The following is a 26,264-nucleotide window of genomic DNA, read 5'->3' as shown; positions in this document are numbered from 1 at the left end:
GACATAAGGGAGATATATATGCAGATTTCATATACAAAGTCGGCGCAGCATGCGCTTAAGTATGCAGCTAGAGCTGCCAGAGAGATGAAGCATCCGTATATCGGAACAGAACATTTGCTTCTGGCATTGAGAGAAGAATATACAGGAGTGGCAGGACAGGTACTTGCGAACAGTGGAGTAGAGTCGGAGAAGATCCTGAAGCTGATGGATGAGCTGATCACTCCGTCAGAAGAACATCCGGCAGCGAAAGGAAAGAGATTAGAAGAGAGTCCGAGACTCCAGTATCTGTTAGAGAACAGCGCAAAGGAGTGTAAAAGACTCCGTACAACGGAAATCGGAACAGAACATCTCCTTCTTGCGATGATACGTGATGTGGATTGTGTGGCAGCAAAGATTCTGATCACATTGAATGTGAATCTTCAGAAATTATTCCAGAGTATTATGAATGCAGCAGGGATCGATCCGAAGATCTATCAGGAAGAACTTCAGGAGGATAATCGCGGAAGCGGTGCGATGATGGAGCAGTACTGTACGGATCTGACAGAACGTGCGGCAGAAGGAAAAATGGATCCGGTTGTGGGAAGAAACCAGGAAATTTACCGTCTGATGGAGATTTTAAGCCGAAGAACAAAGAACAACCCATGTCTGGTTGGAGAACCGGGAGTCGGTAAGACAGCAATTATTGAAGGTTTAGCACAGAGAATCGCATCCGGTGTGGTTCCGGAGAAGATGAAAGATAAGAAGATTTACAGTCTGGATCTTCCGGGACTGATTGCTGGTTCAAAGTACCGTGGTGAGTTTGAAGAGCGTATGAAAGGCCTGATCTCAGAAGTAGAAGCCTGTGGAAATGTGATTCTGTTCCTTGATGAGATCCATACGATGATCGGTGCCGGAGGCGCAGAAGGAGCGATTGATGCATCCAGCATTCTGAAACCTTCACTGGCGAGAGGTGAGATGCAGCTGATCGGTGCAACTACGATTGCAGAATATCGGAAGTACATTGAGAAAGATGCAGCACTTGAGCGAAGATTCCAACCGGTGACGATTGAAGAGCCGACACAGGATCAGTGTATTGAGATCTTAAAAGGTCTGAAAGAGAAATACGAAGCGCATCATAAAGTTGTGATCGAAGAACAGGCACTGGAGTCAGCAGTACAGCTGTCAGAGCGTTACATCACAGACCGGAATCTTCCGGACAAGGCGATTGATGTTTTAGATGAAGCATGCTCAAAGGTGAGTCTGAAGGGATATGAGGTTCCAGAGAATCTGAAGCAGTTAGAACAGGCAGTGAAAGAACTTGCTTCGCAGAAGGAAGAGAGCATTGAACGGGGAGATTTTGCAGAAGCGTCCCTGATTCAGAAAGAACAGGATGCAGTGCAGAAGAAATTAGACTCAGTGAAGAAACGCTTTGAGAAGAAACAGGCGAAGGCCAACCCACCGGTAACTGTAGATGCGGTTGCAGAAGTGGTGTCTGCCTGGACAAAAGTACCGGTGAGTAAGCTCGCAGAGAGTGATGCCCAGCGTCTGAAGAATCTGGAGCATGTCCTTCAAAAGAGAGTGATCGGACAGGACGAGGCTGTCGGCGCAGTTGCAAGGGCAGTGAAGAGAGGAAGAGTCGGACTGAAAGATCCGAAGCGCCCGATCGGTTCCTTCCTGTTCCTGGGACCAACCGGTGTTGGTAAGACAGAATTATCAAAAGCACTGGCAGAAGCATTATTTGGGAAAGAAGATGCAATGATCCGTGTTGATATGTCAGAATATATGGAGAAACATTCCGTTTCCAAGATGATCGGATCTCCTCCGGGATATGTCGGTCATGAAGAAGGTGGACAACTCAGTGACCAGGTGCGTACACATCCATATTCCGTGATTCTGTTTGATGAGATTGAGAAAGCACATCCGGATGTGTTCAATGTACTTCTTCAGGTGCTGGACGATGGGCATATTACAGATTCTCAGGGGAGAAAGGTTGACTTTTCTAATACTGTGATTATCATGACATCAAATGCAGGTGCGAAAGCAATTGTTGAACCGAAGAAGCTAGGATTTGCGACAAAAGAAGATCCGGCGAGTGATTATAAGAAGATGAAGCAGAATGTGATGGACGAAGTGAAACAAATCTTCCGTCCGGAATTTCTGAACCGAATTGATGAGATTATTGTATTCCATTCACTCGGCAAAGAAGAGATGAAGAAAATCGTTTCTTTGTTATGCAATCAGTTTACTAAACGTCTGGAATCACAGATGAATATTCATCTGAAACTGCGTGAATCTGCGAAGGCTCTCATTGTGGAGAAAGGAACGGATGCGAAGTACGGAGCAAGACCACTGCGCCGTGCATTGCAGACAGAACTGGAGGATAAGCTGGCAGATGCGATCCTGAACGGAGAGATTCAGGAAGGGGATCATGTGGCAGCAGGAGCATCCAAAAAGGGAATTCATTTTGTGAAGACAGAATCTTAAAATCACATCGAATTGTAAATGTGAAGAATAAATAAAATCTATAGAAAAACTATTTTAAGTAGTATATAATAGGAACATATATATACCCAGGAGGAAATTAAAAATGGCAACAGTGAAAGAATTATTGCGTGCAGAGAACGACGGAACATTAAGCTTTGGAGATTACACTCTTGCATCCAAGACAAAGAAGGACGGATTTGAATTTAAAGGAGATCTTTATAAAGTAAAGACATTTGCGGAGATTACAAAGCTGGAGAAAAATGGAATGTTCGTTTATGAGTCTGTTCCGGGAAGTACAGTAGAGAACTTCAAAGAGACAGAAACAGAAGTTGAGTTCACAGTTTCCGCACCGGAAGACGTACAATTTACATTGGAACTTGAGCCAGAGAGCGAATATGAAGTATTTATCGCCGGAGAGTCTGCAGGTAAGATGGGAACAAACTTAAGCGGAAAATTAAGTGTAAGTGTTGAACTTAACGCAGATCAGAGTGCTGCAATCAAAGTTGTCAAATGCTAATCAGTCAGATTCGGATAGAAACAAGAGTAGTGTAAAAACAGAGGGAAAGGAATTGCAAGATGCGCCTTTCCCTTTTCTAATCTATAAACCTGGCAAGCTGTATTATGCTTGCTTTGAACAGAAAGGAAATTATGAATGGCAAAAGGAAAGAAAACAGTTTACTTCTGTCAGAATTGTGGGCATGAGGAAGCGAAGTGGCTCGGTCAGTGTCCAATGTGTAAGGAATGGAATACATTTGTCGAGGAGAGGATTGACAGTGGCATCACGAAAGGAACGACTGTAGCAGCCAGAGCGGTGAATGAAGCGAAAGTGGTTCCGATCACAGAAGTTTCCGCGGATGATGATACAAGGAATAAGACTGGAATTAAAGAATTAGACAGGGTTCTTGGTGGTGGGATCGTGCCGGGGTCACTCGTTCTGGTAGGAGGAGATCCGGGAATTGGAAAATCAACTTTGCTCTTGCAAGTCTGCCAGAGGATGGCGAAGCAGCAGAAGATTTTATATATTTCAGGTGAAGAGTCTCAGACTCAGATCAAGCTTCGCGCAAACCGTATGGGTGAATTCAGCCAGAATCTGTTGCTTTTGTGTGAGACGAATCTTGGGATTATCCGCAGCGTGATCGAGAAAGAGAAGCCGGAGCTTGTGATCATTGATTCCATCCAGACGATGTACAGTGAAGATGTGAATTCCGCACCGGGAAGTGTCTCCCAGGTCCGTGAGTCTACGAATGTATTTATGCAGCTGGCGAAGGGACTATGTATCCCAATCTTCATTGTTGGCCATGTGACAAAAGAAGGAACCGTGGCTGGTCCGCGTGTGCTGGAACATATGGTGGATACGGTACTTTATTTTGAAGGAGATCGTCATGCATCTTACCGAATCCTCAGAGCTGTGAAGAATCGTTTTGGCTCTACGAATGAGATCGGTGTCTTTGAGATGAGACAGAATGGACTTGTAGAAGTAGAGAATCCATCCGAATATATGCTGAGTGGAAAACCGGAGAATGCATCCGGTTCAGTTGTAGCCTGTTCGATGGAGGGAACACGCCCAATTCTTCTGGAGATTCAGGCACTAGTTGCAAGAACGAACTTTGGTATGCCAAGAAGAACTGCAGCAGGAACAGATTATAACAGGGTGAATCTTTTGATGGCAGTACTTGAAAAACGACTTGGTATGAATCTTGGAAATTGCGATGCTTATGTAAATATTGCGGGCGGAATCAAGATGAATGAGCCGGCAATCGATCTCGGAATCGTGATGGCACTTGTGTCAAGTTACCGGAATCGTCCGATTGATGAAAAAACGATCGTGTTCGGTGAGGTTGGTCTGAGTGGTGAGGTACGTGCGGTGAATATGCCGGAGCAGCGTGTGGCTGAGGCGAAGAAGCTTGGATTCGAGACGTGTATCCTTCCGGAAGTGTGCATGAAGACGGTGAAGGATGTTAAGGGAATCAAGCTGCTGGGTGTGAAGAGTGTGAATGAGGCTGTGGCGATTTTTTAGTAATAAGAAACATTGCAAGGTTATAATGAAATAGAGCAAATGAAGAAAGAAGTTTCTGATATAAGATGAAAATTTTGTGTTAGAAACTTCTTTTTTATATCTTAAGATGCGTTTTGATTTACAATATGCTGGGGGATATTGGATAACGGAGTAATACAATAAAACAATGCCCTGAAAATTGAAAAAACAAACAGTATATAACAGTTGACAACAGTGATATACTGTTATATACTGTTTACAACAGGAGGTTGCTTATGAAGATTATAATCAATAATTCATCGATGGTACCAATCTATGAACAGATCATGGAGCAGATCAAAGCGCAGATCATCTCCGGAGAATTAAAAGAAAATGATATACTGCCGTCAGTGAGAACGATGGCAAAGGAACTGAAGATCAGTGCACTTACCGTAAAGAAGGCATATGACAATCTGGAAGCGGAGGGCATGACGGTCACGGTTCATGGAAAAGGAACTTATGTTGCAGCTTCGAATACACAGTTGATGGAAGAAGAGCGCAGAAAAGAAGTTGAGGCGGATCTGGAAGCGGCGATTCAGAAGGGAAGACGCTGCGGAATGAAAGAGGAAGAGATCCGCTCCTTGTTTGAACTCATCATGGAGGACGAATAATTATGTTAGATATCAAAGGGGTAAAGAAAAGCTACGGCGAATTTCAGTTAGACTGTTCGCTAAATGTAGAAAAAGGAAGAATCACAGGTCTGGTCGGAGAGAACGGAGCCGGTAAGAGCACTGTGTTCAAGGCAGTACTCGGACTCATTTCCTATGATGGTGGCGAGATAAAGATTCTTGGAAAAACACCGCAAGAGTTAAGCGAGAAAGAGAAAGAACAGATAGGAGTAGTCCTGGCAGAAGCAGGATTCAGCGGATATTTAAAAGGAAAAGATGTTAAGGCAGTTCTTGCCAAACTGTATCCAAAGTTTGAAGAAGAAAAATTTCTTCAGATGTGTGAAAGATATCAGATTCCACTGGATAAATTCTTAAAAGAGTATTCAACTGGAATGAAAGCAAAGCTGAATCTGATCATTGCATTGACGCATCAGGCAGATTTTCTGATGCTGGATGAGCCGACAGCCGGTCTTGATGTCGGAGCAAGAGAAGGGATGCTGGATATTTTGAGAACATATATGGAAGAAGAACCGGAGAGAAGTATCCTGATCAGTTCACATATATCTTCAGACTTAGAGCATCTGTGTGATGATATTTATGTGATTCATAAAGGAAAGATCGTACTTCATGAAGAGATGGATAGAATTCTTGAAAAGTATGCCATGTTGAAAGTCAGCGAGGAACAGTATCAGGCTTTAGATAAAAACTATATCCTGAAAGAGAGAAAAGAAAATTTCGGAATTGCCTGTCTGACAAATGAGAAGCAGTATTATACAGAAAATTATCCGGAAATTGTAGTGGAAAGCGGATCACTCGATCAGGTGATTCTGATGTTGACAGGAGGCGGGATGTGATGAAAGGAATCAGAGGACTTTTGGAAAAGGATTTTCGGTTGTTTTTTCGGCAAGGTGGCAATCTTTTTTGTGTGTTAGCGTTTGTGGCGTTATTTTTTACGCTGACGGAAAAGAAGACAGCTACTTTTATTGCAATCTATATCCCATCTGTTATAGCAGTATATGCGGGGAATACAATTAGTTATGATGAAAACAATCATGGATATATGTATTTATTTTCTTTACCTGTAAATAGAAAAGTATATGTTAGAGAAAAATATATTTTTTCCTTTATTATGACAGCGTGTGGATGGTGTATTGGAGTAATCTGTGCAGGAATCACTGTACTCATAAAGCCAGAAGAAGTGTTTGATCCGGAAACGCTGGCAATGGAGTTGATCACAATCTTTGTATTTCAGGCAATTGCGGGAATTACGATTGCAATTCGGTTAAGGTTTGAAGGAGAGAAAGGACGATTAGTGCTACCAATTGCAATTTTAATTGTTTTTGCAATTTGTTATGCAATTGGCTCTTTTTTGATGGATAACCTGGGATTAAAAGAAAGTATTTTGTATATGATAGAAGGGATAGGCGATTTTGAAATTGCGATTGCACTTATCGTGCTGAGTCTGCTTGTATGGTTCATTTCTTATATTTACAGTATGAGAGTCATGAAAAAGAAAGAGTTTTAGTTATTGTTCACTTTTTAAGATGGAGTGATGAAATCAGATGGTGTCAGCCATTTGGTTTCATCATTTTTATATATTAAATTTAATTAACTATCTAACTTGTTTGTGTGCAAAAAGTATTAAGAAAATGTGAAAAAACAGAAATAATATTGACTTACTTTGTGAAAAGTACTATATTTTCATTTAGTTAATTAACTAACTAATTTTCACTATTCATTCTGTGGAAAAAGGGATAGTCAGAATTTTTTTGTAGAATGTATCAATAAATCAAGGAGGGAAAAGAACGTGAAGTGTCATAAAGAGGATGCCCCATTACTTGGATTGATGGGACAGAGTATGCGCCTGATCGGAAAGAGAGCACAGGAATTGTATGCAGAATACGATTTGAACAGAGCCCAGTCAGGGATCTTATTTGCCCTTCATCAGGAAGATTCCATGTCTCAGAAAGAACTTGCGAAGCGCCTGAATGTAACGCCGCCGTCAATTACATCGATGATCAAGAAGATGGAACAGGAAGGTTACATTACAAGAAAAGCCGATGAACAGGACCAGAGAGTGATGCGCCTGACTCTTGCACAGAAAGGGAGAGACAGCATTGCTTATGTGATCAAGACAGCTGAGAAACTGGAAGAAAAAGTGTTTGAAGGAATGAGCGTGGAAGAGAAGATGCTTTTTCGCCGGCTGCTCCTGCAGATTATAGAGAATGTGGAGTAGTGAATGAAGTAGATTACTGTCGCTGAGAATCAGCGGTTAGTGATAAATTGTGTAACTTGAAGAGAGTTGTTGTTGCTTACACATATTGCGAACAGTAACAGAGAATTACCAGGAAAGGAAATACGCAGATTATGAAGAACTTATTCAAATACGCTGCATCGTACTGGAAAGCCATGATTGCGATCGTGCTGATTCTGGTTGTGCAGGCGTATTGTGATCTGTCCTTGCCGGCCTACACATCAGATATTGTAAATGTAGGAATCCAGCAGGGCGGTATTGAAGATGAAGTACCGAGACAGATTGCAACAGAAGAAATGGAAAAATTGCTTTTGTTTGTATCGGAAGACGATCAACAGACGGTGATGGATGCATATACAGAAGATAATACTTCTTATAAAAAAGAAGCTTATGTCTTGAAAGATTCTGTTGCTGAAGAGGAAAACACGATGGAGAATCTGAAAGATATTCTTCAGATTCCAATGATGATGACATCCGGAATCGAGTCCGGAAGTGACACAACAAAGCAGATGGAAGACAAGCTGAAAGAGCAGATGTCCCAGGGAATGGCGCAGAACATGCCACAAGGGGCAGACCAGACAATGCCGGAAGGAATGCCACAAGGCGAATCCCAGGCAGTGTCACTGGATGACATGTCTATGTTTGATCTTCTGAAAATGCTTCCGGCTGAGCAGAGAGCAACAATAGTTGAGAAGATTGAAGAGCAGATGTCAGAGATGTCGGATACAATTCTTGATCAGGCATCAGTGAGCTTCTGCAGGAGTGCATATAAAGACCTTGGAATGGACATGGATCAGACACAGATTCATTATCTGTTAAAAACAGGAGGTCAGATGGCTGCACTTGCTCTTCTTGGAATGGTAGCAAGTATTATGGTTGCATTTCTGGCATCAAGAGTTGGAGCAAGTGCAGGACGTGATCTGAGAAGTGGAGTATTCCATAAGGTTGTTGGATTTTCAAACAACGAGTTCAATCACTTCTCAACAGCATCTTTGATCACGAGAAGTACGAATGATATCCAGCAGATTCAGATGCTGATCGTTATGCTGCTTCGTATGGTTCTGTATGCGCCAATCCTTGCAATCGGTGGAGTGCTGCAGGTTATGAAGACGAATGTATCCATGTCCTGGATCATCGGACTTGCGGTTATTATCATTGCATTTGTAGTTTTGTTGCTGTTCCTTGTTGTTATGCCAAAGTTCAAAGTGCTGCAGAATCTTGTTGACAAGTTGAACCTTGTAACAAGAGAGATTCTGACAGGACTTCCGGTTATCCGTGCCTTCAGCACAGAGAAGCATGAGGAAGAGAGATTTGATGATGCGAACCGCACACTGACGAAGACGAATCTTTTCGTCAACCGTGCAATGACATTTATGATGCCGGTGATGATGTTAGTCATGAACGGTGTATCTGTTCTGATCGTATGGACAGGAGCACATGGAATCAGTGATGGACAGATGCAGGTTGGAGATATGATGGCATTTATCCAATATACGATGCAGATCATTATGGGATTCTTAATGCTTTGTATGATTTCAATTATGCTTCCAAGAGCAGCTGTGGCAGCAGACCGTGTTGAGGAAGTATTGAAGAGTGAGACGATGATCCACGATCCAAAGCAAGAAAAACATTTCCCGGAAGACGGAAAAGGAGTACTTACTTTCGATCATGTATCTTTCCGTTATCCAGGTGCAGATGAAGATGTTCTGGAAGATATTACATTTACAGCGAAGCCGGGTGAGACAACAGCGATTATCGGAAGTACCGGAAGTGGTAAGTCTACGCTGGTAAATCTGATTCCACGTTTCTATGATGTGACATCCGGAGATATTACGCTGGATGGTGTAGATATCCGTGAAGTGAAACAGCATGAACTTCGTGAGAAGCTTGGATATGTTCCGCAGAAGGGAGTTCTGTTCTCGGGAGATATCGCATCTAATATCATGTTTGGTAATTCACATGGAAGCGATGATGAGATGATCGAGGCGGCAGAGATTGCACAGGCAACAGAATTTATTGACACAAAACCGGAGAAATATAAGAGCCCGATCTCACAGGGAGGTTCGAATGTATCCGGTGGACAGAAGCAGAGACTTTCTATTGCAAGAGCAATCGCAAAGCACCCGCAGGTATTTATTTTTGACGACAGTTTTTCTGCCCTTGACTATAAGACGGATGTAACACTCCGCCGTGCGCTGGCTGAAAAGACAAGCGGAAGTACGGTGCTGATCGTTGCACAGAGAATCAGCACGATCCTGCATGCAGAGCAAATCATAGTATTGGACGAAGGCAAAGTGGCAGGTAAGGGAACTCATGCGGAGCTTCTCAAGAACTGTCCGGTATACCGTGAAATCGCAGAATCCCAGCTGTCCAGGAAAGAGTTAGAAGCAGCGTTAAATGAGCAGACAGATGGAAAGGAGGATCAGATTCATGGCTAGAATGCATGGCGGTCGAAGACCGAATGAAAAAGCAAAAGACTTCAAAGGAACAATGAAGAAACTGATCCGCCACATGGCAATTTACAAAGTACAGGTATTTTTCGTAGCCGTGTTTGCTATCTGTGGAACAATATTCAATATTGTCGGACCGAAGATTTTAGGAAAAGCAACGACAGAGATTTTCAATGGACTTGTAAGTAAAGTTTCCGGTGGAGACGGAATGAATTTCGGTAAAATCGGACAGATTCTGCTGACTGTTCTTTGCCTGTATGTGATCAGCGCAATCTGCAGTTTTGTGCAGGGATATTTGATGACGGGGGTGTCTCAGAAGACAACCTACCGTTTGAGAAGAGAAATCTCTGAGAAGATCAACCGCATGCCGATGAGCTATTTTGACACAAAGCCGGTAGGTGAAGTGCTTTCCCGTGTGACAAATGATGTTGACACACTTGGACAGAGCCTGAACCAGAGTGCGACTCAGATGATCACATCGGTTACAACTCTGATTGGTGTATTTATCATGATGTTGTCAATCAGCCCGCTGATGACAGTGATTGCAGTTTTGATTCTTCCGCTTTCTGCCGGATTGATCGGATTCGTAATGAAACATTCACAGAAATATTTCGTAGGGCAGCAGACATACCTTGGAAATGTGAATGGACAGGTAGAAGAAATCTATGGTGGTCATAACATCATCAAGGCATTTAATAAAGAAGAGGAAGTAATTGAAGTATTCAATGAAACAAATGATAAGCTGTATGATTCCGCATGGAAATCCCAGTTCTTTTCCGGTTTGATGATGCCTGTAATGCAGTTTGTAGGAAACTTGGGTTACGTGGCAGTGGCAATCCTTGGGGGATATCTGACAATTAAGGATGTAATCGAGGTTGGAGATATCCAGTCCTTTATTCAGTATGTACGTAACTTTACACAGCCATTGCAGCAGATCGCACAGGTGGCGAATATGCTTCAGTCAACAGCTGCAGCATCAGAGCGTGTATTCGAGTTCCTGGAAGGACCGGAGGAAGATCAGACAGTAGAGAATCCGGTTTCCGTAGAGAATCTTCAGGGAAATGTTGAATTTGAGCATGTACGTTTTGGATATAATGAAGATAAGATCATCATTAATGACTTCTCAGCGGATGTGAAAGAAGGCCAGAAGATCGCAATTGTTGGTCCGACAGGAGCCGGAAAGACAACAATGATCAAATTGCTCATGCGTTTCTATGATGTGAATGGAGGTTCGATCAAAATTGACGGACATGATGTCCGGGACTTCAATAGAAGTGAACTCCGTGAAATGTTCGGAATGGTTCTGCAGGATACCTGGCTGTTCCATGGTACGATCAGTGACAATATCCGTTACGGAAAACTGAATGCGACAGAGGAAGAAGTGATTCAGGCAGCGAAGGCGGCACATGTGCATCGTTTCATCCAGACACTTCCGGGTGGATACAATATGGAACTGAATGAAGAAGCAAGTAATGTATCCCAGGGACAGAAACAGCTCCTCACAATTGCAAGGGCAATCCTTGCAGATCCGAAGATCCTGATTTTGGATGAGGCGACAAGTTCCGTTGATACCCGTACAGAAGAAATGATCCAGAAAGCGATGGACAATCTGATGAAGGGAAGAACAAGCTTTGTTATTGCCCACCGTTTGTCAACCATTCGTGATGCCGATCTGATCCTTGTTATGAAGGACGGAGATATCATTGAGCAGGGAAATCATGAGGAACTTCTTGCAAGAGGCGGTTTCTATGCAGATCTGTATAATTCTCAGTTCGAAAGTACGACAGAGATCGCGTAAGGGAAATTTTACAAGTTAATAAGTTTATATACTAAGAGCAGTCAGAAGATTGCTGGTCGCACATCGTGTGAACAGTAACGGCTGCTCTTTTTAAGAAAGGAAAACAAGATGAAAACAAGTACAATTGTCCGTAAAGCATTTGCGGCAGGTGATATGGTAAGAGATGCCGGATTAAAGACACCGGAAGATGTTCAGAGATTTGATAACATTGTTTATGGAGAAGATAAAGTCTGGCAATCGCTGGATGTATATCGACCAAAAGCAACTAATATAGAAGAAAAACTTCCGGTTATTGTCAGCGTGCACGGTGGCGGCTGGGTCTATGGTGATAAGGAACGCTATCAGTATTACTGCATGAGCCTTGCACAGAGAGGATTCGCAGTAGTGAATTTTTCCTATCGTCTTGCACCGGAGTCAAAATTCCCGGCATCTATCATAGATACGAACCTTGTGTTTGGCTGGATCTTAGATCATGCAGAAGAATATGGATTAGATTCAGAAAATATATTTGCAGTCGGTGACTCTGCCGGAGCCCATATGCTTGGTCTGTATACAAATTTATGTACGAACCCGGAATATGCAAAAACTTATGAAGATAAATTTGGAATCCAGATACCGCAGGATCTTAAGATTCGTGCAGTAGCCCTGAATTGTGGTCAGTACCATTTTGGCCTGGAAGAAATGAGCAATGAGATGACAGATAATCTGATGAAAGAACTTCTTCCGGAAGGTGGTACACCGGAGGAATTAGAGTTGGTTAATGTAGACACATATGTGACAGAGAATTTTCCACCGGTATATCTGATGACAGCAGAAAAAGATTTCCTGAAAGAGCAGGCACCACTTTTGGAGAGGGTCTTGAAAGAAAAGAAAGTTCCGTATATATATTCCTGCTACGAGGGAACAAAAAAGAAATTGGAGCATGTGTTCCATCTGAATATGAAGCTGGCAGATGCAGACAGGTGTAATGATGCAGAGTGTGATTTCTTCCGCCAGTATTGTAGATAGATGAATGTTACTGGTCGCGCATAGGGATAACGAATATTTTGAAATATGGAATCGCCTGTTATAAGAAAAGATGCAGAGTTCTAGTACAAAAGAATAAAATCAATATATAAGCGGGATTTGTTTTATATTCTATACAGAAAAAGGGCGCGTGAAAACTTTCACACGCTCTTTTTTACAATGATAAAAATTCAATTGCATATTGTTCAAGTGAAGCAAGAAGCTTATCAAGTGGAAATACTTTAAGATCATTTACCGCATCTTCGGTAACACTGAGATATCCATGCAATGAATCCAGGACTTGCTGTACATTTCCATACTGAATTTCATTGATCCCGGGATTTATGATCTGCGGGTTCAAATCTAAAGGGATCTGATAACGGTTTACAAGATAAGTATTCATCTTTGTATAGTCCCCATAATAATATTCCTCAGTAAGATATTTTTCAAAAGGGATATAAGTCTGGAAATTTCTGATATAAACGGTCGCAATCTCTTCTTTTATATCTGTAATTTGTCCGGTTTCATCATAAAAATCAACAATCTCCGGAATAAAATCCTTGAAAAACCGACGGTCGATATATAAATGAAAATAGTAGCCCAAAACACTGGAATCAGAAAGAAGAGAGTCGTATTTAGCAGTAAAACGTGTTAAATCCGGAAATACCATCATCTTATCACGATAAACAGGATTCCGGAAATGTGAAAGCTCTTTTTGGTCTGTCGCATCCGGTAGAAGATTCCCAATCAGAAAATCATTTACAGATTGAATCGGATAAGGAAAATCAGGGTACTCGTGAAGATGGCTTCGCAGCATCTGGGCTGCAGTTAAATGTAAAATAAAACCAGGCATGAGAAAATCCTTTCATATATAAAGCTGATATTATCTTAACATGAAATGAGTATATTATACAAGCGAGCTGATACGGGAGTAAAATAAGTCCTTTTTGTCATGTCACGAATTTGATATTTTGAGTTCTTATTTTGTATATTAATGTGTTCTGATTTGATATTCTTTTATCACAGTAAAGATAGAATTGCAGATAGTAGGAATGGCTGCAATTTGTTTATAATAAGTGTGATAGGAGAATGTGAAGTATGAAATATGGTTTTTTTGACGAATCGAAAAAAGAATATGTGATCACAAGACCGGATACACCGGCACCTTGGGTGAACTATCTTGGATCTCCAGAATATGGAGCAATTATTTCTAATAATGCAGGTGGATATAGCTTTGCAAAATCAGGAGCGAACGGAAGAATTTTAAGATATATCTTCAATCAGTTTGACCAGCCGGGAAGATATATCTACTTAAGAGATCAGGAGAGTGAAGATTATTGGTCAGCTTCCTGGCAGCCGGTAGGAAAAGATCTGAATTCTTATAAGAGCGAATGTCATCATGGTACAGCATACACAAAGATGATGGCTGATTATAGCGAGATCCATTCAGAAGTAAGATACTATGTTCCGCTGAATCAGTCTTATGAAGTGTGGAATCTTGCAGTGACAAATACCTCAGATCGCATGCGCAAGATCAATGTAACAGGCTATGCAGAATTTACAAACAACAGCAATTACGAGCAGGATCAGGTAAATCTTCAGTACTCTCAGTTCATTACAAGAACAGTGTTCCGTGGAAACCGTGTGCGGCAGATGATCCATGCCAATCTGGATCAGTTGGAAGATGGAAAAGATGTGGATGACAAGATCGTTGTTGACCGTTTCTTCGGACTTGCAGGTGCAAAGGTTGATTCCTGGTGTGGAAGCAGGGAAGGTTTCCTTGGAAGATATCATGGATATAACAATCCGGTCGGAGTGGAAGATGGTATTTTAAATTGTGAAGGAAATTATAATGAAAATGGATGTGGAGCATTAGCTACAATCCTGACTTTATATCCGGGAGAGACAAAAGAAATAGCATTTCTTGTTGGTATGAAAGAAGATGCTGATGCAGAAACAATCATGTCTCGTTATGAGGATTGTGAAACAATCTGCAGAAATGAACTGGAAGAACTGATCCAGTACTGGCATGGACATCTGTCCCATTTCCAGGTGAAGACACCAAGCGAAGAATTTAATACAATGATCAATACATGGAATGCATATAACTGCTTTATGACATTTATCTGGTCACGTGCTGCATCCTTTACATATTGTGGACTGAGAAATGGATACGGTTATCGTGACACAGTACAGGATATCCAGGGTGTGATCCATCTGGCACCGGAGATGGCAGTAGAGAAGATCCGCTTCATGCTTTCTGCACAAGTAAATAATGGTGGAGGGCTTCCACTTGTAAAATTCACACACAATCCGGGACATGAGGATACACCGGATGATGCTTCTTATGTGCAGGAGACAGGACACCCGGCTTATCGTGCAGATGATGCGCTGTGGCTGTTCCCAACAGTATACAAATACATTTCCGAGACGGGAAATCTGGAATTTATCGATGAAGTGATTCCGTTTGCAAATAAAGAAGAAGGTACCGTGTACGAGCATTTGAAACGTGCAGTAGATTTCTCCATGAATCATCTTGGAAAGCATGGTATGCCGGCAGGCCTTTATGCTGACTGGAATGACTGCTTAAGACTCGGAAAAGATGGAGAGTCCACCTTCGTTGCATTACAGTTCTACTATGCAATGACAATTTTGAAGGAATTTGCTGAGTATAAGAAAGACACAGAATATCTGAATTATCTGGAGGAAAGTCAGAAGAAGCTGGAAAAACTGATCCAGGATCTCTGTTGGAACGAAGACCGCTTTATCCGTGGCTTCACAGAGGATGGTGAAGTGATCGGACAGCGCACAGATCCGGAGGCAAATATGTGGCTGAACCCACAGAGCTGGTCTGTGATCAGTGGACTTGCAAATGAAGCGCAGGCAGATCTTGCACTTCAGAATGTATATGACAAACTGAATACAGAATATGGTGCAATCCTGATGGATCCTCCGTATCATGCACATGCATTCGAAGGTGCACTGGCTGTGATCTACAATGCCGGAACAAAGGAAAATGCAGGAATTTTCTCACAGTCTCAGGGATGGATCATTCTTGCAGAGGCGCTTCGTGGACACGGAGAGAGAGCATTTAACTATTTTATTGAAAATGCACCGGCTGCACAGAATAATCGTGCAGAGATCAGAAGACTTGAACCATACTGCTATGGACAGTTCACAGAAGGAAAACACAGCCCGAACTTCGGCCGTTCTCATGTACACTGGCTGACAGGAACAGCATCTACTGTTATGGTGGGATGTGTAGAAGGAATTCTCGGAATGCGGCCAGACTTCTATGGACTGAAGATTGCTCCGTCAGTACCGAAAGAGTGGGAGGAATTTGAAATCGAAAAAGATTTCAGAGGTTCACATTTACATATCATTGTGAAAAATCCGGGGCATGCAGAGTCAGGATGTGAAAAACTTTTCGTAAATGGAGAACAAATGAAAGATAATTATATTCCACAGGAGAAGTTAACAAAGACAACAGAGGTAGAATTATTCCTTTCTTAAATGAAATGACGAGGGACTGGACATGAGAAAAATCAATTTTACAGATAAAAACGGAACATTTACGATTACAAATCCGGAAAATTATAGTGGACTTTACTTACCACTGGCAGGAGAAGAAGGTCTGAAATCCAGTATTACACCAACTTTAGGGGGAGATAGTAAAACGGACCAGAATCATTTCCTTCTCGAACCTGTCAGCATTGAAAACCTTCACAATAACCGTGGCACCAGAAATTTCTGGTGTCGGGTAGAAGGAAAAGGCTACTGGTCAGCATGTGGAGTTTCAGCGGAGCAGGAGTTTGATAAATATACAGACAGACAGGATGAAAGCACTCTGGAAGCAGGAATGATGTGGCAGAAGTTGACAAGAACTTCAAAAAAATATGATCTTCGGTCAGAAATCACATCCTTTGTTTCTATTGATGGCACAACAGAGATCCAGCTGATCAAGATTACAAATCTTTCGGAAGAAGAACAGGAAGTAACACCGATCGTTGCCATTCCGGTTTATGGAAGAAGCGCAGATAATATTCGCGACCACAGACATGTCACATCACTTCTTCACAGAATCGACACGAAAGAATGTGGCGTAGAAGTTACACCGGTATTATCCTTTGATGAGCGTGGACATCAGAAAAATGATACGACTTATTTTGTATATGGTTTTACAGCAGAAGGAAATGCCCCGAAGGAGTTTTATCCGACTGTTGAAAGCTTTATTGGAGAGGGAGGTTCTTTCCTGATTCCGGAAGCAGTACGTGTAGAAAAAACGGGATGTACCGCAGGCTGCCATCTGGAGGGGAAAGAGGCTGTTGGGGCATTCAGGTTTGAACGCAGAAAATTAAAAGCAAATGAATCAATAGAGTATGTTGTTCTTGCCGGAGCAACGGGAGAAAAGGCTTCCATTTCAAAAATCTGTACTTCATTTGGTACGAAGGAGCAGGCGGAAAACGAGCTTGCCAAAGTGAAAAAGTATTGGACAGAAAAAGTAAATGTAGAGTTTGAAACCGGTGATGAAGCTACAGACAATTATCTGAAATGGATTTGTTTCCAGCCAATTTTAAGAAGAATTTATGGATGTTCCTTCCTTCCATATCACGATTATGGAAAAGGAGGAAGAGGCTGGAGAGATCTCTGGCAGGATTGCCTTGCACTTCTGATTATGGATCCCTCAAACGTCCGTCAGATGATCGTGGATAATTATGGCGGAGTAAGAATTGATGGAACAAATGCGACAATCATCGGAAATAAGCAGGGTGAGTTTATTGCAGACAGAAACAATATTACACGTGTCTGGATGGATCATGCATTCTGGCCATTTGTAACGACTCGTCTGTATCTGGATCAGACAGGAGATATGGAGGTTCTGTTTGAAAAGGTTCCGTATTTTAAAGATTTGCAGTCTATGAGAGGTACTGCACATGATAAGCTTTGGAACAGCGAATATGGACAGAAGCAGAAAACAGAAAGAGACCACATTTATTTCGGAACAGTTTTGGAGCATATTCTTTTACAGAATCTGTGTGCGTTCTATGATGTAGGAGAGCATAATGAAATGCGTCTTCATGGTGCCGACTGGAATGATGCACTGGACATGGCATGGGAGAAGGGTGAAAGTGTTGCATTTACCTGTGCTTATGCCGGAAATTTGAGAAATATTGCAAAAACACTCCGTCAGTTGGAAGAAATCAGTGGAAGTAGCAAGATTGAAATTGCACATGAGATGGAAGATCTTCTTGCAGGAAGCGTGGAACTGTATGAAGATGCAGCACGTAAGCAGGCACTCCTTGCAGGATACGCAAAGAAATGTGAACATAATATCAGTGGAGACACAATTGTTGTAAGATTGGATCAACTTGCCGCTAATCTTGAGGGAAAAGCAGACTGGATGATGAAAAATATCCGTGCCAACGAATGGGTGAAGGATGGAGAAGATGGCTGGTTCAATGGCTATTATGATAACCATGGCAGAAAAGTAGAAGGCGTTATGGATGAAAGCGTGAGAATGATGCTGACCGGACAAGTATTTGCCATTATGAGTGGAACGGCAACAGAAGATCAGGTGGAATCTATCTGCAGGAGTGCAGACAAGTATCTTTATGATCAGAAAGCCGGCGGATACCGTTTGAACACGAACTTCCATGAGGAAAAATTTGATCTTGGAAGAATGTTTGGATTTGCTTATGGCGAGAAAGAGAATGGAGCAGTGTTCTCACACATGGCTGTTATGTACTCAAATGCATTGTACCAGAGAGGATTTGCAAAAGAAGGAAATAAAGTACTTCAGGCACTTTTAGATGCAGCAATGGAATTTGATAACAGTAAGATGTATCCTGGACTTCCGGAATATTTTGATAATCAGGGAAGAGGCCTCTATGCATATCTGACAGGCGCTGCAAGCTGGTATATGCTTACCATGATCACAGAAGTGTTTGGGGTGAAAGGAGATTGCGGTGACTTGAAGATCGCACCTGCACTTATGCTGGAACAGTATAATCAGGATGGAAAAGCAGTACTTAAGATGACATTTGCCGGAAGGAACTTTGAGATTATATTCTATAATAAAGAAAAGAAAGAATTTGATCAGTTGAAGATCCAGAAAGCAGCTTGCGATGGAAAAGCATTAGAAATAACAGCTGAAAGGTGTACAATACTTTCAAAGAGAGAGATTCAGATGCTTTCAGTGAAAGAGACACATAAGATTGAAATTGAATTAGTATAATCGACAGATTAAAAAAAGATAAAAATACTGTCAGAAAGAGAATTGCTTTCTGACAGTATTTTTTGTGGGAAAATCTGCGAATTCTTCTGTGAAGAAATCTGATTTTACCACATGCTTTTATAGTATTTGTCCCGGTACTTTTTTGGAGTGAGCCCGGTAAAGTTCTCGAATGTCTGGATGAAGTGACTCTGTGAAGAAAATGCAAGATAATTTGCGATATCTACAATTGATTTGTTTGAGTATCGCAGCAGATGAGTTGCTTTTTCTATCTTCTGTTCACGAATATAATCGCTGACAGAGACTCCCAGATTCTGCTTGAAAATGCGTGAAAGATAATTCGTGGAAAGTCCGGTGTGGTCAGCAAGAACCTGAATCGTGATTCTTTCTTTGATGTGACTGTAAATATAATCAACACATTGCATAACGGGTTTTGATAAAATGGAACTCTTTTTCTGAAGAATCATCTTACCTGTAAAATCCTTTGCCATCTCATGGTGAAGATCTGCAACCTGACGGATCGTTTTGCAGGAATCCATCTTCAGAATATAGAAGTCACTGAGCCTGTAAGCCTGCTCTGGTTCGAGCCCACCGTCGATACAATAACGGGTCAACATTGCAGTGGTGACAACAAAATGATATTTTATATTAGTAAGCGCATTACGGGATAGAACACCCGTTCCTTCCAGGCGAATAAATTCATCTTCGGAACAGTTTTTAATGACTGCTTCCATGTCGCCGGAGCGTACAGCATTATAGAAAGAATATTCTACAGTTGGTGATCTGTGAAGAGTTTCTAATTCGCTGTTTTCGAGTTCTGTATTGTACCATTCATTAGATAAAGTCATAAAAAACCTCCTTTTTTATATTATGACATGAATTTGATATTTTGTTAAGATAAATAATATAATCGGAGGAAAAAAGATGGTATATTTAGTTCAACAACAAGAAAAGCATAGCAGAGTGCTTAGATAAAGGAGGATTTATAAATGAAAAAGAGAGTTGTTGCGATTCTTATGGCAACAGTAGTTGCTGTTGGATCACTTGCCGGATGTGGAAGCAAAGGCGGAAATGGCGGAGAGGCTAGTACAGAAGAAGGAAAGGTAATTAACATTTATTCCTGGAATGATGAGTTCCGTGAGAGACTGGAAGCTGTATATCCTGAAGTTGAGTCAACATCCAAAGATGGAACTGTTACAACATTGAAAGATGGAACAGAGATCCACTGGATCATCAATCCAAACCAGGATGGTGTTTATCAGCAGAAACTTGATGAGGCACTTATGAAACAGGCAGATGTTGATACAGATGATAAAGTAGATATCTTCCTGTCAGAGACAGACTATGTATACAAATATACAGATGCTGAAGCAGACACTGCAGTACCACTGAAGGACCTTGGAATTGATCCGGATAAAGATCTTGCAGATCAGTACGACTTCACAAAAACAACAGCATCTGATGCAGACGGGGTTCAGAGAGGATCTACATGGCAGTGCTGCCCGGGAACAATGGTTTACCGTCGTGATATTGCAAAAGAGGTATTCGGAACAGACGATCCGACTGCTGTAGGTGAAAAAGTAAAAGACTGGGCTGCTATGAAACAGACAGCAGAAGAATTGAAGCAGAAAGGATATTATGCATTTGCTTCTTATGCTGATACATTCCGTCTCTATGGAAACAACATTTCTAATTCATGGGTAAAAGATGGAGACACAAAGGTTACAGTTGATCCAATGATCATGCAGTGGATTAATGATTCAAAAGAATGGCTGGATGCAGGTTACTTAAACCCGACAGTAAAAGGTCAGTGGAATGATGACTGGAACAAAGCAATGGGAAGTCAGTCCAAAGTATTTGCATTCCTCTTCCCGGCATGGGGTATTGATTTCACACTGAAACCGAACTGGGATGGAGAAGACGGTGTATGGGCAGTAACAAACCCACCGCAGGAATACAACTGGGGAGGATCTTACATCCATGTTGCAACAGGTACAGATAATCCGGAACATGCAAAAGACATTATCCTTGCTATGACAGCAAAAAAAGATAATCTGTTAAAGATCTCCCAGGATTACTCAGACTTTACAAATACAAAATCCGGTATGCAGGAAGCAGCAAACGATGATGCTACATATGGTTCAGAATTCCTTGGCGGACAGAACCCATTCCAGTACTTTGCACCAGTTGCTGAAAACATCAAGATCGCACCACTTTCCGCTTACGATCAGGGATGTGTGGAGTTGATCCAGAACGCATTCAGTGATTATTTCCAGGGCAAAGTTGACTTTGAGAAAGCAAAATCAAACTTTGAAACAGCAATTAAAGAACGTTATCCTGACATTACAGAGGTTGTTTGGCCAGAATAATGTCTGGAATGAACAGCTACTAACGCAGGGAGCTCTGTGACAGCAGAGCCTCTGTTCTGTTAGAAGATATTGTGGAAAGGAAGAACCATTATGAAGAAAAAGAAAAAAAGTATTGATTATGGAAAATGGGGATATATATTTATTCTTCCTTTTTTCGTAACATACATTATTTTCTCATTGATACCGTTGATCGATACAGTAAGGTATAGTTTCTTTGAATATTACCGATCAGGAATTAAAGAGGTTGGACCGAATTTTATAGGAATGGCAAACTATGTGAGTCTTCTTCATTCAGATATGCTGAAATATGGAGCGAATACTTTAATTCTGTGGGTGATCGGATTTATACCTCAGATTGTGATCGCGCTGGTACTTGCAGCGTGGTTCACTGATGTCCGATTAAAGATTAAAGGGCAGCAGTTTTTCAAAGTTGTCATTTATCTTCCAAACCTGATTATGGCATCTGCATTTGCATTGTTATTCTTTACAATGTTCTCAACAAATGGACCGATTAACTCAATTCTGATGTCAATCGGAATCCTGAAAAAACCGATCGATTTCCTTGGATCTGTATTTGGAACAAGATCGTTGATCGGATTTATGAACTTCCTGATGTGGTTTGGAAATACAACTATTATGTTGATGGCAGCAATCATGGGAATCAGTCAGGACATCTTCGAGGCATCTGATCTGGATGGATGTAACAGTATCCAGAGATTCTTCTATATTACACTGCCTTTGATCCGTCCAATTCTGGCATATACATTGATCACATCCATTATTGGCGGACTTCAGATGTTCGATGTTCCTCAGATCCTGACAAATGGACAGGGTAACCCGAACAGAACATCCATGACTCTGATCATGTTCCTGAACAGTCATCTGAAGAGCAAAAACTATGGAATGGCCGGTGCACTTTCTGTATATCTGTTTATCGTAAGTGCAATCCTCTGTTTCTTTGTATATCGTATGACAAATGATAACGATCCGGATGGTTCTAAGAAAGCAGCTAAGAAAAGAGCAAAAGCAGAAAGGAGAAAGAGATAATGAAATCAAAAACAAAGTCAAGTCGTGGACGTAGCATACTGGCACATACCGTATTGATTCTGTTATCTTTTATGTGTCTGTTTTTCTTCTATGTATTGATTATAAATGCAACACGTTCTCATGCAGAGCTACAGAAGGGATTCTCAGCACTGCCGGGAAAATATTTCTTTACAAATCTAAAAAATGTAGCGAATGACGGAAGCTTCCCGATGTTCCGTGGTATTTTGAACAGTTTGATCGTATCAGGGTGTTCAGCAGCATTATGTACCTATTTTTCAGCTCTGACAGCATATGGACTTTATGCTTATGATTTTAAAGGGAAAAAAGTAGCATTTACATTTATTATGGCAATCCTTGTTATGCCTACACAGGTTACAGCAATGGGATTCCTGAAATTGGTTACGAACATGGGAATGTATGATTCTCTGCTTCCATTGATCATTCCATCAATTGCATCACCGGCTGTATTTTATTTCATGTACAGTTATCTGCAGTCTTCCCTTCCGATTTCTCTTGTAGAAGCGGCAAGAATAGATGGATCTGGAGAATTTAAGACATTTAACCACATTGTTCTTCCAATCATGAAGCCGGCAATTGCAGTTCAGGCAATCTTTACTTTCGTAGGTTCCTGGAACAATTACTTCGTTCCGGCTTTGATCATTCAGTCAAAGAATAAGATGACAGTCCCGATCCTGATCGCAACACTTCGTGGAGCGGACTATATGAACTTTGATATGGGTAAAATCTACATGATGATTACGGTAGCAATCGTGCCGATCATTATTGTATACCTGCTGTTGTCTAAATATATCATTGCAGGAGTTACTCTTGGTGGAGTAAAAGAATAATAAGAATTAAGTTGTTGGAGGAAAGCTGTCATTTAGTGGGCAGCTTTTTTCTTACAGTTGTTCGACTTGAATTAAGGAGATGTGTAAATGGAAAAGAATTTGAAACATAGTGGAACAAGAAGTACAGAAGTTTGCCAGCGTGAAATAGATCATGCTGTGTTTGCACGTGAGGCAGCAGAAGAAGGAATTGTTCTGTTGAAAAACGAAGGACTGCTTCCATTAAAAAAAGATACAAAGATTGCACTTTTGGGGATTGGGGCAGAGAAGACGATTAAAGGTGGTACTGGTTCCGGAGATGTAAATAACAGAGAAAGTGTATCTATATATGCCGGAATGAAAGAGAAAAACGCGGGTATTGTAAGCGAGGAGTGGCTGAAAGATTATCACAACCGCTATGAGCAGGCGAGAGCAGAATGGAAGGAGCAGATCTTAGAAGCTGCAAAACATGTAGACAATCCGTTTGATGCCTATGCTGCCAATCCATTTGCCATGCCGGATGGCCGTGCGGTGACAAATGAAGATATCAAGGCTGCAGAAGCAGCGGTTTATGTTATAAGCCGTATTTCCGGCGAAGGAAAGGACAGAAGAAAAAGAAAAGGGGATTATTATCTGAGTGACCAGGAAGAAAAAGATCTGTATTTCCTGAATGAGCAGAAAATCCCAACTGTATTGATCATTAATGCAGGTGGACCGGTAGAACTTACAGACCTGCTGGCTGGAACAGAAAATATATGTGCAATCCTGAATATTTCCCAGCTTGGACAGGAAGGTGGAAATGCAGTTGCTGATATATTGTTTGGAGAATTTACACCGAGTGGAAAGCTGACAACAACATGGACAAAACGCTACGATGATTGTCCGGCAGCAGAGGAGTTCAGCTATTTGAACGGAAATCTTGAGACGGAAGAATATGCGGAAGGAATCTATGTTGGATACCGCTATTTTGACAGCTTTGGAATTGAACCATTATTTTCATTTGGTTATGGTCTGTCTTATACAGAATTTGACATTCGACTTTGCGGTATAAATACTGCTTCGAAAGGTGTGACAGTAACTGTTGAGGTAGAAAACATAGGAACAACATACAGCGGAAAAGAAGTTGTGCAGATTTATGCTTCTCTTCCTCAGGATGGAAGCAGAAAAGAATTTCGTCGTCTGGTCGGATATGAAAAGACAGAAGAACTGAAACCGGGAGAGAAAGAGATGCTGAATATTGTTCTTCCTGCAAAGGCGTTCGCAAGCTTTTTGGAAGAGCAGCAGGAGTGGAGAATCCAGGCTGGTGCTTATGGAATATGGATTGGAAACAGCTTGTCAGAGGCAAAACTTTCAGCGGGGGTAAAGGTATCTGCTGATGTAATGATGGAGAAAACAAAGAAACTGGAAGATCATAGTGAAGTTGTTGAAATCAAAGACTGTGCAGAAGAATTATGCAGACGCGCAGAAGAATGGACAGCACTGCTTGAGGAACTTCCAAACGTATCATTTGAACCAGAGACAGAAGAAAAGAAAGTATGCAGATTTCCAGAAGAAACGGAGATTCCTGTAGAAGATTTGATTCCACTTATGTATGGAAATATGTCTGAAATCAGAAGTACACTTGGAGCATCTGGAATTAAAGTGCCGGGAACAGCAGGAGAGACGAGTGAAGCACTGCTTGATCAATACGGAATCCCATCTTTGATCATGGCAGACGGACCGGCCGGAATCCGCCTGCAGCAAACTTATGAAGTAGACCGTGAGAAAGATACAGTTTATGGAACAGGTGTGCTTGGTTCACTTGAAAATGGTTATCTTGTTGGAAGAAAAGATCATGAGGGCGCAGAACGTTACTATCAGTATTGTACTGCATTTCCGGTAGGAACAGCACTTGCACAGTCCTGGAACAAAAAACTGATGGAACAGTTTGGACGGAAGGTTGCGGCAGAGATGGAAGAATTTCATATTAATCTCTGGCTTGCACCAGGATTGAATATTCACAGAAATCCGCTGTGTGGAAGAAACTTTGAATATTATTCAGAAGATCCATTCCTTGCAGGCACACTGGCAGCAGCAGTGACCAGAGGAGTTCAGAGCAGACCGGGATGCGGTGTTACGATCAAGCATTTTGCATGCAATAATCAGGAAGATAACAGAATGGGTGTTGATGCACACATATCAGAAAGAACATTGAGAGAAATTTATCTCAGAGGTTTTGAAATTGCAGTGAAAGAGGGCGCACCAACTGCGATCATGTCTTCCTATAATCTGATCAATGGTGTGCATGCAGCAAACAGCAAGGACCTTTGTACAAGAATTGCACGTGAAGAGTGGGGGTTTGACGGAGTTATCATGTCTGACTGGAATACAACAGTACCGGAGGATGGAAGTATTCCGTGGGTTTGTGTGGCAGCAGGAAATGATATTATTATGCCGGGAAATCCGGATGATGATAAAAACATTCGTGATGCATATAAAGAAGGAAAACTTACAGAAAAGGAAATCCGTCTTTGTGCAAACAGAATCCTGAAACTGATTCGAAGATTAAGCTGATTATGTCAATTTAGTTTTTGCCCTATGTTCCCCAACCATATCAGCTTAGTGCAAGCAAGCTTGCAATAGCTGTCGTGTTTTGAAATGTATGTTATGCATCTGCAACAACCGAAAGAACTGACGTCCTTTCGGTTAAGGGCATTCGCCCTATGTTCCCCAACCCTATCAGCTTACTGCAAGCAAGCTTGCAATAGCTGTTAGTGTTGGGGAACGCAGATGCTAATTTTTCAGAATATTCTGAATTGCATGAAATATATAAAAAACATTGACAATTAGAAATGGCTATGATAAGATAACATTCGTCGCTGAGAACGGCACTGAAAACTACAGAACAGACACTTGAATAAGAGGAAGGCGCGGAGGCGGACAGTCCCTGAGAGAGAAAAAGTTCGAGGAAAAGATTTATAAGTAAAGATGATAAAAACTTATAAGAAATTTTAAAAAGTGGTTGACAGAAAAGTTTGAATGTGATAGCATAAATACACTGCTAGTGAGAAGTAATCAAACGGATTCGGCAGTGAAAGAAAAATAAAAAAGTTCTTGACAAAGACAAAAGCTTTTGATAAAATATAAAAGCTGTCGCTTGAAAAGAACGACACAAACAAAGAACCTTGATAACTGAACAA

At 41.4% G+C, this 26,264-nt stretch carries 18 protein-coding genes; 16 read left to right on the top strand and 2 right to left on the bottom strand.

The window, feature by feature from the left end; all coding sequences use genetic code 11:
* Positions 1-18 precede the first annotated feature (18 nt).
* The 10 genes from LI162_RS10365 (at position 19) to LI162_RS10320 (ending at position 12,616) form a co-directional block, all read left to right on the top strand.
* Positions 19-2,463 (top strand): ATP-dependent Clp protease ATP-binding subunit, encoded by a 2,445-nt coding sequence (locus LI162_RS10365; protein ID WP_227156537.1) that lies wholly within the window; start codon positions 19-21, stop codon positions 2,461-2,463.
* 103 nt (positions 2,464-2,566) lie between these two features.
* Positions 2,567-2,980 (top strand): hypothetical protein, encoded by a 414-nt coding sequence (locus LI162_RS10360; RefSeq protein ID WP_015529358.1) that lies wholly within the window; start codon positions 2,567-2,569, stop codon positions 2,978-2,980.
* A gap of 135 nt (positions 2,981-3,115) precedes the next feature.
* On the top strand, positions 3,116-4,480 hold the full coding sequence (gene radA / locus LI162_RS10355) for a DNA repair protein RadA (RefSeq protein WP_015529359.1): 1,365 nt from the start codon (positions 3,116-3,118) through the stop codon (positions 4,478-4,480).
* Between the two features lie 254 nt (positions 4,481-4,734).
* Entirely contained in the window at positions 4,735-5,109 is a 375-nt protein-coding gene (locus LI162_RS10350; RefSeq protein WP_020435879.1) for a GntR family transcriptional regulator, read from the top strand.
* A 2-nt stretch (positions 5,110-5,111) separates the two neighbouring features.
* Positions 5,112-5,960 (top strand): ABC transporter ATP-binding protein, encoded by an 849-nt coding sequence (locus LI162_RS10345; RefSeq protein WP_055157950.1) that lies wholly within the window; start codon positions 5,112-5,114, stop codon positions 5,958-5,960.
* Positions 5,960-6,631: an ABC-2 transporter permease gene (locus LI162_RS10340; protein ID WP_227156528.1), complete on the top strand. Its 672-nt coding sequence runs from the start codon at positions 5,960-5,962 to the stop codon at positions 6,629-6,631. Before LI162_RS10345 ends, LI162_RS10340 begins: the two co-directional genes overlap by 1 nt.
* A gap of 282 nt (positions 6,632-6,913) precedes the next feature.
* The gene (locus tag LI162_RS10335) at positions 6,914-7,342 is read left to right on the top strand and encodes a MarR family winged helix-turn-helix transcriptional regulator (protein ID WP_227156503.1); all 429 of its coding nucleotides are present in this window, start codon (positions 6,914-6,916) and stop codon (positions 7,340-7,342) included.
* A gap of 131 nt (positions 7,343-7,473) precedes the next feature.
* Complete coding sequence (locus LI162_RS10330; protein ID WP_227156501.1) at positions 7,474-9,798, top strand: ABC transporter ATP-binding protein; 2,325 nt, start codon at positions 7,474-7,476, stop codon at positions 9,796-9,798.
* A complete protein-coding gene (locus LI162_RS10325) occupies positions 9,791-11,608 on the top strand; it encodes an ABC transporter ATP-binding protein (protein WP_195942485.1) in 1,818 nt (605 codons plus the stop codon). The genes LI162_RS10330 and LI162_RS10325 overlap by 8 nt, the downstream gene beginning before the upstream one ends.
* 108 nt (positions 11,609-11,716) lie before the next feature.
* Positions 11,717-12,616: an alpha/beta hydrolase gene (locus LI162_RS10320; RefSeq protein ID WP_227156499.1), complete on the top strand. Its 900-nt coding sequence runs from the start codon at positions 11,717-11,719 to the stop codon at positions 12,614-12,616.
* Positions 12,617-12,788: 172 nt separating this feature from the next.
* Here LI162_RS10320 and LI162_RS10315 read toward each other — a convergent pair whose 3' ends face one another.
* Positions 12,789-13,466 (bottom strand): hypothetical protein, encoded by a 678-nt coding sequence (locus tag LI162_RS10315; protein ID WP_227156497.1) that lies wholly within the window; start codon positions 13,464-13,466, stop codon positions 12,789-12,791.
* Between the two features lie 245 nt (positions 13,467-13,711).
* Here LI162_RS10315 and LI162_RS10310 point away from each other — a divergent pair, with 245 nt between their 5' ends.
* Positions 13,712-16,126, top strand: coding sequence for a GH36-type glycosyl hydrolase domain-containing protein (locus LI162_RS10310; RefSeq protein ID WP_227156495.1), 2,415 nt, complete (start codon positions 13,712-13,714; stop codon positions 16,124-16,126).
* Between the two features lie 22 nt (positions 16,127-16,148).
* Positions 16,149-18,848, top strand: coding sequence for a GH36-type glycosyl hydrolase domain-containing protein (locus LI162_RS10305; protein ID WP_226861775.1), 2,700 nt, complete (start codon positions 16,149-16,151; stop codon positions 18,846-18,848).
* A 104-nt stretch (positions 18,849-18,952) separates the two neighbouring features.
* Here LI162_RS10305 and LI162_RS10300 read toward each other — a convergent pair whose 3' ends face one another.
* A complete protein-coding gene (locus LI162_RS10300) occupies positions 18,953-19,693 on the bottom strand; it encodes an AraC family transcriptional regulator (protein ID WP_155204888.1) in 741 nt (246 codons plus the stop codon).
* A gap of 141 nt (positions 19,694-19,834) precedes the next feature.
* Here LI162_RS10300 and LI162_RS10295 point away from each other — a divergent pair, with 141 nt between their 5' ends.
* From LI162_RS10295 to LI162_RS10280, 4 genes are all read left to right on the top strand, one after another.
* On the top strand, positions 19,835-21,214 hold the full coding sequence (locus tag LI162_RS10295; protein ID WP_227156493.1) for an ABC transporter substrate-binding protein: 1,380 nt from the start codon (positions 19,835-19,837) through the stop codon (positions 21,212-21,214).
* A 90-nt stretch (positions 21,215-21,304) separates the two neighbouring features.
* Positions 21,305-22,261, top strand: a complete 957-nt coding sequence (locus LI162_RS10290) for a carbohydrate ABC transporter permease (protein ID WP_227156491.1) — start codon at positions 21,305-21,307, stop codon at positions 22,259-22,261.
* On the top strand, positions 22,261-23,109 hold the full coding sequence (locus LI162_RS10285; protein ID WP_055157935.1) for a carbohydrate ABC transporter permease: 849 nt from the start codon (positions 22,261-22,263) through the stop codon (positions 23,107-23,109). Before LI162_RS10290 ends, LI162_RS10285 begins: the two co-directional genes overlap by 1 nt.
* A gap of 87 nt (positions 23,110-23,196) precedes the next feature.
* Entirely contained in the window at positions 23,197-25,638 is a 2,442-nt protein-coding gene (locus LI162_RS10280) for a glycoside hydrolase family 3 protein (RefSeq protein WP_195942480.1), read from the top strand.
* Positions 25,639-26,264: the final 626 nt, after the last annotated feature.

This window comes from Mediterraneibacter sp. 210702-DFI.3.120, assembly GCF_020561005.1.
Classification (GTDB): domain Bacteria; phylum Bacillota; class Clostridia; order Lachnospirales; family Lachnospiraceae; genus Mediterraneibacter; species Mediterraneibacter faecis.
Note: the sequence above shows the minus strand (reverse complement) of the source record. Positions and strands in the feature narration are given on the sequence as shown.

Coding starts and splice junctions, on each gene's coding strand:
- LI162_RS10365 (WP_227156537.1), top strand. CDS start 19: ATGCAGATTTCATATACAAAGTCGGCGCAGCATGCGCTTAAGTATGCA.
- LI162_RS10360 (WP_015529358.1), top strand. CDS start 2,567: ATGGCAACAGTGAAAGAATTATTGCGTGCAGAGAACGACGGAACATTA.
- radA (WP_015529359.1), top strand. CDS start 3,116: ATGGCAAAAGGAAAGAAAACAGTTTACTTCTGTCAGAATTGTGGGCAT.
- LI162_RS10350 (WP_020435879.1), top strand. CDS start 4,735: ATGAAGATTATAATCAATAATTCATCGATGGTACCAATCTATGAACAG.
- LI162_RS10345 (WP_055157950.1), top strand. CDS start 5,112: ATGTTAGATATCAAAGGGGTAAAGAAAAGCTACGGCGAATTTCAGTTA.
- LI162_RS10340 (WP_227156528.1), top strand. CDS start 5,960: ATGAAAGGAATCAGAGGACTTTTGGAAAAGGATTTTCGGTTGTTTTTT.
- LI162_RS10330 (WP_227156501.1), top strand. CDS start 7,474: ATGAAGAACTTATTCAAATACGCTGCATCGTACTGGAAAGCCATGATT.
- LI162_RS10325 (WP_195942485.1), top strand. CDS start 9,791: ATGGCTAGAATGCATGGCGGTCGAAGACCGAATGAAAAAGCAAAAGAC.
- LI162_RS10320 (WP_227156499.1), top strand. CDS start 11,717: ATGAAAACAAGTACAATTGTCCGTAAAGCATTTGCGGCAGGTGATATG.
- LI162_RS10315 (WP_227156497.1), bottom strand. CDS start 13,466: ATGCCTGGTTTTATTTTACATTTAACTGCAGCCCAGATGCTGCGAAGC.
- LI162_RS10310 (WP_227156495.1), top strand. CDS start 13,712: ATGAAATATGGTTTTTTTGACGAATCGAAAAAAGAATATGTGATCACA.
- LI162_RS10305 (WP_226861775.1), top strand. CDS start 16,149: ATGAGAAAAATCAATTTTACAGATAAAAACGGAACATTTACGATTACA.
- LI162_RS10300 (WP_155204888.1), bottom strand. CDS start 19,693: ATGACTTTATCTAATGAATGGTACAATACAGAACTCGAAAACAGCGAA.
- LI162_RS10295 (WP_227156493.1), top strand. CDS start 19,835: ATGAAAAAGAGAGTTGTTGCGATTCTTATGGCAACAGTAGTTGCTGTT.
- LI162_RS10290 (WP_227156491.1), top strand. CDS start 21,305: ATGAAGAAAAAGAAAAAAAGTATTGATTATGGAAAATGGGGATATATA.
- LI162_RS10285 (WP_055157935.1), top strand. CDS start 22,261: ATGAAATCAAAAACAAAGTCAAGTCGTGGACGTAGCATACTGGCACAT.
- LI162_RS10280 (WP_195942480.1), top strand. CDS start 23,197: ATGGAAAAGAATTTGAAACATAGTGGAACAAGAAGTACAGAAGTTTGC.